Genomic DNA, 11,278 nt, shown 5'->3' with positions numbered 1-11,278 from the left:
CTCGAAAGCGCCGCGCGAAGCGCAAGTCTCGAGGCCGAAACGGCGAGACCAAGGGGGCCTCAACCCCGCGCCGCCGCAGGCGGCGCAAATAAACACAGCACCTTCACGAGCGAGCCCGCGCCTTCCCACCTTCCCCCCTTCCCCGATGAGCCCACCCCCCATGGTTCGGCCCGTTGCGGCGTTCGGCCGACCGATCCACCGGTACGGAAGTAGGGACGCCGTCGACGGCCCTACTCCGGCTCCGGGTCTATGACGTCAGGGTCGACACCGAGGTAGGTGGCGATCTGCTGGACCAGGACTTCGCGCAGCAGCTCCACCAGGTCGTCCGGATCGCCGGCGCGGAGTTCGAGAGGTTTACGGAACAGCACCACCCGGGCGCGGATGGGGGTGCCGTGCCGGTCGACTCCGGCGGGAATGAGCCGGGACAGCGGGACCGGGCCGTCGGCGACGACCTCGTCCGGCCAGGTGACCGAATCCGGGTGCAGCGGGCGGATTTTGGGCACGTCGTCGACGGCGATATCGAGTTTGGTGAGCCGATCGTGCCAGCGGGTGTCCAAAGGTGCGAAAGCCTCCAGCACCAGCCGATCGAATTTCTGGCCCCGGGTACGCCAGGCCGGGACGGTCGGCGGCAGCATGGGTCCGCGGACACCGCGGCCGCGACGGCTGACCGACCGAGCGGTCGGGGGTCTGCGGTTGCGGGAGCGTGCCATGACCGCCAACGTTAGTCAGTGATCGCCGACCGCGACGGCCCGCCCCGGCCACGTGCTCCGGGGCGCACCGACGCGAGCGGTGTCGTCAGCCGATACCGCGCTTGAGGCGCCGGCGCTCCCGCTCCGACAGGCCGCCCCAGATTCCGAAGCGCTCATCGTGCGCGAGCGCGTATTCCAGGCATTCGTCGCGGACCTCGCATCCCATGCAGATGCGTTTGGCCTCGCGGGTGGAGCCACCCTTCTCCGGGAAGAAGGCCTCCGGGTCCGTCTCCGCGCAGAGTGCGCGTTCTTGCCACTGTTCTTCGATGGAGCCGAACATCTCGTCGAAACCGGTCACGATCAGGCTGAGCCGGGGAGTCGAATCACGCTCACTCCGATCGAGCCCGGACCAGCCGTTATCAGCAGCGACGCCTCGTGCTGCGCCTGCTGTGAAATCGGTTCGCGATACACCCACCGGAATGCCGGTCGGGGCCAGATCATCGGCCATCGCTCCGCCTCCTCACTGTGTGTTAGCGCAGAAGAATTCATTTCCGTCGATCAACGCGCATACCGACGGCCAAACTCCGCGACGTTGTCTCGCGGACTTCCCCGAACCTGCCATTCCAATTCGAACATCCGTTCGAGTTTCCGTACGCGCCTTGCACTTCCCGCGCGACCCGGAATGACATGTCTGTGATTAGACACGCCGCCTGTAGTGATGGTCAAGCCACCGTCACTATTCCGTTACTATCCCGCGCGGCATTCCGAGTCGATCTTGTGACCCGAATAGCAAATGAGCGGCAAATATAGCGGAAGGTGCACCATTTCCGGCGCGGCATAGTGTGTACAGATGTGACTTCACAACAAGCGGACAGCGCACCCGCCAATGGTCCCCGCATCGTCGTCCTGGTCGGCGGAGTCGGTGGCGCGCGGTTCCTGCTGGGCGTCCGGGAGCTACTGCCCGAGGCGGAGGTTTCCGCCATCGTCAATGTGGGCGACGATGTCTGGATGCACGGGCTGAGAATCTGTCCCGACCTCGATACCTGCATGTATACGCTCGGTGGCGGAATCGACCCGGAGCGCGGCTGGGGCCGGCTGGGGGAAACGTGGCACGCCAAGGAGGAGCTGGCGAAATATCATGCCCAGCCCGACTGGTTCGGACTGGGGGACCGGGATATCGCGACGCACCTGGTTCGGACCGAAATGCTACGCGCCGGGTATCCCCTCTCGGCGGTTACCGAAGCCCTCTGCAATCGATGGCGGCCCGGTGTGAAACTCGTCCCGGCAACCGACGATCGCTGTGAAACGCATGTCGTTATCAGCGACCCGGAGAGCCCTGGCGAACGCCGCGCGATCCATTTCCAGGAGTGGTGGGTTCGCCACCGCGCCGCCGTCGAAACCCACGGATTCGCCACAATCGGGGCAGATGACGCCAAACCGGCACCTAATGTGACCGAACTCATAGCCGATGCCGATGTTGTATTACTCGCCCCCTCGAACCCCGTCGTGAGCGTCGGGTCGATCCTCGCCGTGCCCGGAATTCGGGGCGCGCTGCGCACCACGAAGGCCCCGGTGATCGGAGTCTCGCCGGTGATCGACGGCAAACCGCTGCGCGGTATGGCCGATGAGTGCCTGTCGGTGATCGGTGTGGAGACGACGGCGGAGGCGGTCGGCCGCCACTACGGATCCCGTTCGGCCACAGGCATTCTCGACGGCTGGCTGATCCACACGACCGATACCGCCGAGGTGCCGGATGTGCAGGTACGCAGCGTTCCCCTTGTGATGACCGATCCGCCCACCACCGCCGAAATGGTGCGTGAGGCCCTCGATTTGGCAGGAGTAAAGCCGTGACCAGCGCAAACCCGTTGGCCGAGACAGTGGCCGGGGACCACGCCGCTGCGCAATTGCAGATTCTGCCGATCACCGGGTTACCGGAATTCCGCCCCGGTGACGATCTCGCCGAACATATCGCCGCCCGGGCGCCGTGGCTGACCGACGGTGATGTCCTCGTGGTCACCAGCAAGATCGTCGCCAAGGCCGAGGGGCGGATCGTGCCGGCCCCGACCGATCCGGAAGAGCGCGACGCCGCGCGGCGTCGGCTGGTCGAACAGGAAGCGGTGCGGGTGGTGGCGCGGCGCGGCCGGACCCTGATCACCGAGAACCGCCTCGGTATCGTGCAGGCCGCGTCCGGTGTGGACGGATCCAATGTGGAGCACGGCGAACTGGTGCTGTTGCCCGCCGACCCCGACGGTAGCGCGAAGGGATTGCGCGCGGCGCTGAGCACGCGGCTCGGCGTGGATATCGCGGTGGTCGTCACCGACACCATGGGCCGCGCCTGGCGTAACGGCCAGACCGACGTCGCGATCGGTTCGGCGGGACTGCCGGTGTTGCACGACTACGCGGGCGCCGTCGACGGGCAGGGCAACGAACTGCAGGTGACCCAGGTGGCGATCGCGGACGAACTGGCCGCCGCCGCCGATCTGGTCAAGGGCAAGCTCGGCGGGGTCCCGATCGCGGTGGTGCGTGGTCTGTCCGTGGCCGACAACGGTTCCCGGGCAGCGGACCTGGTGCGTCCGGGTACCGACGACCTGTTCTGGCTCGGCACCGCCGAGGCGATCGCGCGCGGACGCGGCGAGGCGGTATTGATGCGCCGCTCGGTCCGGAGCTTCGCCCCGGACCCCGTCGACCCCGAACAGATCCGTGCCGCGGTCGCGGTGGCGCTCACCGCCCCGGCGCCCCATCACACCCGCCCGGTGCGTTTCGTCTGGTTGCGCGACCGCGCCCGGCGGCAACGGTTGCTCGCGGCGATGGCGGACAAGTGGCGCGCCGATCTCGCAGCGGACGGCCTGGACCCCGAGCGGGTCGAGCGGCGGGTGAACCGTGGCCGCATCCTGTTGGACGCCCCCGAGGTGATCATCCCGTTCTGCGTTCCCGACGGCGCCCACGACTATCCGGACGCACGTCGCCGCGACGCCGAACGCACCATGTTCACCGTCGCGGTCGGGGCCGCCGTCCAGGGGCTGCTGGTCGCGCTGGCGACCGAGGGGCTGGGCAGCTGTTGGATCGGGTCGACAATCTTCGCTCCGGAGACGACCCGGGACGTGCTCGGCCTGGACGACGAGTGGATTCCGCTGGGGGCCGTCGCGGTCGGGCATCCCACCGAGGAGTTGAGCCCGCGTCCGCCGCGCGACCCGGCCGCGGGGCTGGTGGAACTGTGACCGCGGAATCGCTGCACGCGTCGGCGACCGAATTGCTGACCGACTGGCGGCCGGACTCCGGCGCCGACGCCTCGCTGCGGGAGGCGATACTGGCCTTTCTCGGCTCGGCGCCGCGCGGTTGCCTGCGTGAGCACCGACCCGGGCACATCACCGCCTCGGCCGTGGTGTTCTCCGACGACGGCCGTGAGGTACTGCTGACCCTGCATCCGCGGGTCGGGCGCTGGATTCAGCTCGGCGGGCACTGTGAGCCCGGTGACGACACCGTGGCCGACGCCGCGCTGCGCGAGGCCACCGAGGAATCGGGAATCCCCGGGCTACGGCCGGAGCCGGGACTCTACGGCGTCCAGGCGCATCCGATCACCTGTTCGCTCGGCGCCCCGACCCGGCATCTGGACCTGTTGTTCCGGATCACCGCACCCGCCGGAGCGGTCCCGGTGCGCAGCGCGGAGTCCGCCGATCTGCGGTGGTGGCCCGTCGACGGGCTACCCGCCGATGCCGATGTACTGATCCGCTGAGGTCACCGCTGCTCGGCGGGTCACGGTCGAGCAGCGGTTTCGCTCGCACACGGCCTCGGGAACCGCCTGGTACATAACGTATCCGCGACCCCGAATCCGTTCTTTACCGAAGTCATAAACGTCTCCGCTTCGGGCCTTCTTCGCGTTTACCGTCAGGAGTGAGTGTGGTGCGCACCCGAGGTGCGCCCGGCGTGAGGAAGTCAGACAAGCAGGCCGAGCCCTATCAGAAGTGAGACGGAGATGTCTGCCGAGCCCTACGAATCCACTCCGCCCGAATCCTGGCGCGACCCCAAACGGTATCTGTGGCTGTGGGGCCTGTTGGCGCCCACCGGGCTGTTCGTCATCGGAATCCCGTCGGTCTGGGCCCTGGCCGCCGTGGGTTGTCCCGGCCTGATCCATCTCGTGTTCTGGCTCGGGCCCATCCTGCTCTATCTGGTCATCCCGATAGCCGACCGATTGGTCGGTACGGACGGATCCAACCCACCCGATGCGATCGTGGAGGCCCTCGAGCAGGACAAGTACTACCGCTACCTCACCTACCTGTATCTGCCGTGCCAGTACGCGACCCTGCTCGCGGGTGCCTACCTGATCACCGCCGACGGTCCGCGGCTGCCGGTGGAGGGCGGACTGCAGCTGATCGACAAGATCGGCCTGGCCGTTACGATGGGGGTGATCGGCGGCATCGGGATCAATACCGCGCACGAACTCGGGCACAAGAAAGTGGGCCTGGAGCGGCGTCTGTCCAGGATCGCGCTCGCGCAGAGCGCATACGGTCATTTCTACATAGAACACAATCGCGGCCATCACGTGCGGGTCGCGACCCCCGAGGATCCGGCCAGCGCCCGGTTCGGTGAGAGCTTCTGGGCGTTCTTTCCGCGGTCGGTCCGTGGCGGGGTGCGTTCGGCGTGGTCGCTGGAACGCACCCGGTTGCAGCGGCTCGGGTTCGGGCCGTGGAATCGGCGTAACGACGTACTGACCGCGTGGCTGCTGACCGTGGTGTTGTTCACCGCGCTCGTGGTCGTGTTCGGGCTCGAACTGCTGCCGTATCTGCTGCTGCAGGCAGTGGTGGGATTCGGCTTGCTGGAGGCGGTGAACTACACGGAGCACTACGGTCTGGCGCGGCAGCGTACGGCTTCCGGGCGCTACGAACGCCCCACCCCCGCGCACAGCTGGAACAGCGATTTCCTGGTGACGAATATCTTCCTGTACCACCTGCAGCGGCACAGCGATCATCACGCGTTCCCGACGCGGCGATACCAGGCGCTGCGCACCTGGCAGCAGGCACCGGCGCTGCCCGCCGGCTACGCGGGGATGATCACCCTCGCCTATGTGCCGCCGCTGTGGCGGCGGGTGATGGACAAACGGGTGCTCGCGCACTACGGCGGCGATATCACCCGCGTGAACATTCATCCGCCCGTCCGGGACCGGGTGCTCGCGCGGTACGGTGCGGCCGCGATGGAGGCCCCGGAATGAGCGAATATCGCTGCCCGGTGTGCGACTACGTCTACGATGAGCGCTCGGGTGCCCCGCGCGAGGGTTTCCCGCCGGGTACGCCCTGGTCGGAGGTGCCCGACGACTGGTGCTGCCCGGACTGCGCGGTCCGGGAGAAGATCGATTTCGAGCCGTTGCCCGCCCGGCCCGGAGGCCGGCGGTAGCCCGATCGACCGAAAGGCCGGTGAGCTCCATGACCGATTACAGGCTGTATCAGTGCGCCCAGTGCGGATTCGAATACGACGAGGCTCTGGGGTGGCCGGAGGACGGGATCGCGGCCGGTACCCGGTGGGACGATATTCCCGAGGATTGGACGTGCCCGGATTGCGGCGCCGCCAAGTCGGATTTCTTCATGATCGAAATCGAGCGAACTTGAAACTTTTGACTCACACGGTGATTTCGTGCAAGTGTCGCTGATATGCCGAGCACCGGAGCCCGGAACGTCACCCAGGGATCTGCCCGCGAGCTGCTGCGCACCACTGTTCTCGACGCGATGCGAGACCTGCTGGTGCAGCGTGACTGGTCCAAGATCACGCTGAGCGATGTGGCGGCCGGCGCCGGGGTGAGCCGGCAGACCCTCTACAACGAATTCGGCTCGCGCGGTGGGCTCGCCGAGGCCTACGCGCTCCGGCTCGCCGACCACCTCGTCGATCACGTGGAAACGGCGCTGGCCGCCAATGTGGGAGATGCCCAGGCATCGATCCGGGAGGGTCTGGCGAGCTACTTCCACGATTCGGCACAGGACCCGCTCGTGCAGTCGCTGCTGCTGGGTGAGGTGAAGCTCGATCTGCTCCGGCTCATCACCCTCGACGCCGGGACGCTCATCGGCCATGCCACCGAGCGGCTGTCGACGGTGATGCAGCGCAGCTGGATCGCACTGACACAGGCTCAGGCCGCGACCTTCGCCCACGCGCTGGTGCGCCTGGCGATCAGCTACATCCCGACCCCGCCGCCGCCCGGTCACGACGCGCCGGCCGAGCTCGGCCGGGTTTTCAGCCCTTACGTCGCCGCAGTGCTCGCCGAACGTGGTTTGCGGTGAATTCGCTCCGCGCGCGGAACTGGTGTCTGTATGCGCGACCATGTGGTATCCGCTTGATAGCGGAGATTTCGCGGACCACGAAGGTGTGGGCTGACCGGGCCCCCGGTACGGTACCTGCGTGTAACGGTGCCCACGTTCATAGCGAACAAGGACGCATCAGTGACGCAGGTTCTGTCAATATGTAGGCCGCTGTCGGTACGGTTCTCAATAGCGGGGAAAAAGTGCAATTGGTCGGTAAGTCGGCTGGGTCGGCCGATCCCAAACGCCATCTGTGGGTTCTCGGACTGATCGCACCGGGCTGTGCGTTGTTACCGTCACAGCTGGTGCTGCACACCGACCTCGAGGTGTTCTGGTGGCTCGGGCCGATCGTGGTCCTGGTGATCATTCCGCTGCTCGATGTGCTCGTCGGTGACGACGGCACCAATCCGCGCGACGAGGATTACGAAACTCTGTCCAACGATCGCTTCTATCGCTGGTGCACCTATCTCTTCCTGCCCATCCAGCTGATCGGGCTCATCGTGGCCGGCCACCTGTGGGCCGGTTCCGACCTGAGCGTCGTCGACAAGATCGGCCTCGCCACCACCTTGGGACTCGTCTCCGGGATCGGTATCAATGCCGCGCACGAACTGGGGCACCGGGTGGAGCGCCTGGAACGCTGGCTGGCCAAGATCGCGCTGGCGCAATCCGGGTACGGACATTTCTTCGTCGAGCACAACCGCGGCCATCATGCCCGGGTCGCGACCCCCGAGGATCCGGCCAGTGCCCGGCTCGGCGAGAGCCTGTGGACCTTTCTGCCGCGCAGTGTGCTCGGCGGCTTCCGCTCCGCGATCGCTCTCGAGCGAGAACGGTTGCAGCGGGCCGGGCGTGGCTGGTGGAGCCCGCACAACCACATCCTGCAGGCCTGGTCCATGACCGTGGCGCTCTTCGGGACCCTGATGCTCGTCTCCGGCTGGCAGATCCTGCCGTACCTGCTGTTGCAGGCGGCGCTCGGCGCCGGGCTGCTGGAAACGGTGAACTACATCGAGCACTACGGGCTGCTCCGGGAACGCCGGCCGGGCGGCCGCTATCGCCGGTGTACCCCGCGGGACAGTTGGAACAGCGACCGGCTGGTCACCAATATCTTCCTTTTCCATCTCCAGCGGCACAGCGACCATCACGCCAACCCCGGGCGCCGGTACCAGACCCTGCGCAGTTCGGACGAGGCCCCGCAACTGCCCGCCGGCTACGCGGCGATGGTGGTACTGGCCGTCGTTCCGCCGCTGTGGCGGTGGGTGATGGACAAACGGGTCCTCGCCCACTACGACGGCGATATCACCCGGGCCAACCTCTCGCCCGGTAGGCGCCGCCGCCTGCCGGCGCCGGCCCAGGGAACCGTCGCGGCCTGATCACCGGACCCATCCGCAGCGTTACCGATCGGCTATCGCGCCGACCGGCACACCTGCGCCGCAGTGCGTGCCAACCGGCTAGCCTTGCGATCGAGACCGATACCGAGAGAAGGCTGATCCACGCTGATGACGACCTCCGAACTGCCTCGAACCTCGCTGAGCACCGATACCCGCAACGGTGTCGAATACAAGGTCGCGGACCTGGCGCTGGCCGATTTCGGCCGCAAGGAGATCCGGCTGGCCGAGCACGAGATGCCCGGATTGATGGCCCTGCGCCGCGAATACGCCGATGTCGCCCCGTTGAAGGGCGCCCGGATCTCCGGTTCGCTGCATATGACGGTGCAGACGGCTGTGCTGATCGAGACCCTCACCGCGCTGGGCGCGCAGGTGCGGTGGGCCTCCTGCAATATCTTCTCCACCCAGGACCACGCGGCCGCGGCCGTGGTGGTGGGCCCGCACGGCACGGTCGACGCGCCGCAGGGCACTCCTGTTTTCGCCTGGAAGGGCGAGACGCTGGAGGAGTACTGGTGGGCTGCCGAGCAGATGCTCACCTGGCCCGGTGAACCGGCCAATATGATCCTCGACGACGGCGGCGACGCCACCATGCTCGTCCTGCGCGGGGCCCAGTTCGAGAAGGCGGGGGTGGTTCCGCCGGCCGACGAGGAGCATTCCGCCGAGTACACCGTGTTCCTGAACCTGCTGCGTGAGCGGTTCGAGAGCGATAAAGGCAAGTGGAGCGCGATCGCCGAGAGCGTCAAGGGCGTCACCGAGGAGACCACCACCGGCGTCCTGCGGCTCTACCAGTTCGCCGCCGCCGGTGAGCTGTCCTTCCCGGCGATCAACGTCAACGACTCGGTCACCAAGTCGAAGTTCGACAACAAGTACGGCACGCGGCATTCGCTCATCGACGGCATCAACCGGGGCACCGATGTCCTCATCGGCGGCAAGAAGGTGCTGATCTGCGGTTACGGCGATGTGGGCAAGGGTTGCGCGGAATCGCTGGCCGGTCAGGGTGCCCGCGTCCAGGTCACCGAGATCGACCCGATCAACGCGTTGCAGGCGCTGATGGACGGCTACGACGTGGTGACCGTGGAACAGGCGATCGCCGACGCCGATATCGTCGTCACCTCCACCGGCAACAAGGACATCATCACCCTCGAGCATATGAAGGCGATGAAGGACCAGGCCATTCTCGGCAATATCGGCCATTTCGACAACGAAATCGATATGGCGGGCCTGGAACGTTCCGGCGCGACGAAGTTGAATATCAAACCTCAGGTCGACCTGTGGACGTTCGGCGATTCCGGTAAGTCCATCATCGTGCTGTCGGAGGGACGTCTGCTCAACCTCGGCAACGCCACCGGCCACCCCTCGTTCGTGATGAGCAACAGCTTCTCCAACCAGGTGATCGCGCAGATCGAACTGTGGACCAAGCCGGAGGAGTACGACAACGAGGTCTACCGCCTGCCCAAGGTGCTCGACGAGAAGGTCGCCCGGATCCACGTGGAGGCGCTCGGCGGCACCCTGACCAAGCTCACCAAGGACCAGGCCGAGTACATCAACGTCGATGTCGAGGGCCCGTTCAAGCCGGAGCACTACCGGTACTGATACCGGTGGTTCGCGGTCGGGCCGCCGATACCGTGAGGTGTCGGCGGCCTCCGGTCGTCGCCGTCGGTCCGGGTCCGTGGAACTCCGGCCGATCACGCTTTGGCGTGCCGCGCACCTTTCCCTGCGTTGGCCTCGGATCACGTTGGGCCAGTGGAGAACTGGCTCGACGCGCTATGTCGAGGGGTGGGTATGAAATCTGTTTTCCGCATGGGGAGTCTCATCGCTGCGGTGGGTATCGGCTGGGTCGTAATGGCCGCGCCGGCGCAGGCCGACGAACCTTGGGTGAAGGACGCGGTATGCGGCCACGGCTATGAGTACGGCAAGGTCGTCGACCTCCACGGTCAGAAGTGGAAGATCGTCGTTGTGACCGGTAACGGCCAGGCGTACCCCCTGGAGGACGACTACGGCCGTACACGGCGGGTCGCTTGCGCATAACCGCGTAGATCCGGCCGTCGCAGGCGAGCGCGGTTCCGGTCCGCCTGTCCGGCCACCGCGGGAGTGGAGGGCTCGCCGCGGATGGATGCGCGGTGTGTGATCTTCGTTCCGCCCAGGTGGTGCAGCCGCGGAGAACCGGCGCGAGGATTTCGCGTACGACCGGGGTATCCTGCCTGGATATGGGAGTGCTGATAGCCATCGAGGGTCTCGACGGCGCGGGTAAGCGGACGCTGATCGCCGGGCTGGCGGCCGCGCTCGACAGTCGCGGGCTCCGGGTCGCGACCCTCGCCTTCCCGCGCTACGGCCGGTCGGTGCACGCGGACCTGGCCGCCGAGGCATTGCGCGGCGCCCACGGCGATCTGGCGGTGTCGGTGAATGCCATGGCCGTCCTGTTCGCGCTCGACCGCGCCGGTGCCGCCGACGAACTGGCGAAATTGCTCGTCGACAACGATATCGTCGTGCTGGACCGATACGTGGCCTCCAACGCCGCCTACAACGCGGCCCGGCTGGGCCGGTCCGCCGACGGAGAAATCGTGCGGTGGGTGGGTGAATTGGAATTCGGCCGGTTCGAACTCCCGGTACCGCGGGTGCAGTTGCTGCTCGATGTTCCGGTCGAGGTCGCGGCCTCACGCGCGCGCCGCCGCGGTGAGCTCGATGCGGCGCGCGACCTGGACGCCTACGAACGCGACCGCGGATTACAGGAACGTACCGCCGAGGTGTACCGTGATCTTGCTCGGCGGGATTGGTATGGAACCTGGTGGGTTTTCCGATCCACCGAAGAAGACGGTTCCGGCCGGCTCGCCGGGGAAATGAACTCATTGGCCGCGCGGCTCGCCGCATTGGTCGCGAATTAGTGTTGGATATCCGGCGGGAACGCGCCACTGTGTGGCGTGGCGGC

General features: G+C 66.8%; 13 protein-coding genes. 11 read left to right on the top strand and 2 right to left on the bottom strand.

The window, feature by feature from the left end:
- Positions 1 to 230: 230 nt before the first annotated feature.
- Together ABZV91_RS27630 and ABZV91_RS27625 are read right to left on the bottom strand one after the other, a co-directional pair.
- Positions 231 to 710 (bottom strand): metallopeptidase family protein, encoded by a 480-nt coding sequence (locus ABZV91_RS27630; RefSeq protein WP_168165638.1) that lies wholly within the window; start codon positions 708 to 710, stop codon positions 231 to 233.
- A gap of 85 nt (positions 711 to 795) precedes the next feature.
- The gene (locus tag ABZV91_RS27625) at positions 796 to 1,029 is read right to left on the bottom strand and encodes a WhiB family transcriptional regulator (RefSeq protein WP_039826355.1); all 234 of its coding nucleotides are present in this window, start codon (positions 1,027 to 1,029) and stop codon (positions 796 to 798) included.
- A 512-nt stretch (positions 1,030 to 1,541) separates the two neighbouring features.
- Here ABZV91_RS27625 and cofD point away from each other — a divergent pair.
- The 11 genes from cofD (at position 1,542) to ABZV91_RS27570 (ending at position 11,234) form a co-directional block, all read left to right on the top strand.
- Positions 1,542 to 2,540: a 2-phospho-L-lactate transferase gene (gene cofD, locus ABZV91_RS27620; RefSeq protein WP_355247663.1), complete on the top strand. Its 999-nt coding sequence runs from the start codon at positions 1,542 to 1,544 to the stop codon at positions 2,538 to 2,540.
- Positions 2,537 to 3,907 (top strand): coenzyme F420-0:L-glutamate ligase, encoded by a 1,371-nt coding sequence (locus ABZV91_RS27615; RefSeq protein WP_355247660.1) that lies wholly within the window; start codon positions 2,537 to 2,539, stop codon positions 3,905 to 3,907. Before cofD ends, ABZV91_RS27615 begins: the two co-directional genes overlap by 4 nt.
- A complete protein-coding gene (locus ABZV91_RS27610; protein WP_355247657.1) occupies positions 3,904 to 4,422 on the top strand; it encodes an NUDIX domain-containing protein in 519 nt (172 codons plus the stop codon). The genes ABZV91_RS27615 and ABZV91_RS27610 overlap by 4 nt, the downstream gene beginning before the upstream one ends.
- Before the next feature lie 240 nt (positions 4,423 to 4,662).
- Complete coding sequence (locus ABZV91_RS27605) at positions 4,663 to 5,895, top strand: alkane 1-monooxygenase (RefSeq protein ID WP_355247654.1); 1,233 nt, start codon at positions 4,663 to 4,665, stop codon at positions 5,893 to 5,895.
- On the top strand, positions 5,892 to 6,077 hold the full coding sequence (locus tag ABZV91_RS27600) for a rubredoxin (protein WP_355247651.1): 186 nt from the start codon (positions 5,892 to 5,894) through the stop codon (positions 6,075 to 6,077). The genes ABZV91_RS27605 and ABZV91_RS27600 overlap by 4 nt, the downstream gene beginning before the upstream one ends.
- A 29-nt stretch (positions 6,078 to 6,106) precedes the next feature.
- Positions 6,107 to 6,289, top strand: coding sequence for a rubredoxin (locus ABZV91_RS27595; protein ID WP_063131552.1), 183 nt, complete (start codon positions 6,107 to 6,109; stop codon positions 6,287 to 6,289).
- Between the two features lie 42 nt (positions 6,290 to 6,331).
- Positions 6,332 to 6,952, top strand: coding sequence for a TetR family transcriptional regulator (locus ABZV91_RS27590; protein ID WP_355247647.1), 621 nt, complete (start codon positions 6,332 to 6,334; stop codon positions 6,950 to 6,952).
- Between the two features lie 323 nt (positions 6,953 to 7,275).
- Complete coding sequence (locus ABZV91_RS27585; protein ID WP_355247644.1) at positions 7,276 to 8,337, top strand: alkane 1-monooxygenase; 1,062 nt, start codon at positions 7,276 to 7,278, stop codon at positions 8,335 to 8,337.
- Between the two features lie 126 nt (positions 8,338 to 8,463).
- The gene (gene ahcY, locus ABZV91_RS27580; protein WP_355247641.1) at positions 8,464 to 9,945 is read left to right on the top strand and encodes an adenosylhomocysteinase; all 1,482 of its coding nucleotides are present in this window, start codon (positions 8,464 to 8,466) and stop codon (positions 9,943 to 9,945) included.
- 189 nt (positions 9,946 to 10,134) lie between these two features.
- Positions 10,135 to 10,380 carry a hypothetical protein gene (locus ABZV91_RS27575; RefSeq protein WP_355247638.1) on the top strand — a complete coding sequence of 82 codons (246 nt, stop codon included), beginning with the start codon at positions 10,135 to 10,137 and terminating at the stop codon, positions 10,378 to 10,380.
- A gap of 179 nt (positions 10,381 to 10,559) precedes the next feature.
- The gene (locus ABZV91_RS27570) at positions 10,560 to 11,234 is read left to right on the top strand and encodes a dTMP kinase (RefSeq protein ID WP_355247635.1); all 675 of its coding nucleotides are present in this window, start codon (positions 10,560 to 10,562) and stop codon (positions 11,232 to 11,234) included.
- The last annotated feature ends 44 nt before the right edge of the window (positions 11,235 to 11,278 follow it).

This window comes from Nocardia sp. NPDC004568 (genome assembly GCF_040609955.1).
Classification (GTDB): Bacteria; Actinomycetota; Actinomycetes; order Mycobacteriales; family Mycobacteriaceae; genus Nocardia.
This window is presented reverse-complemented; position numbering and strand designations above follow the sequence as displayed.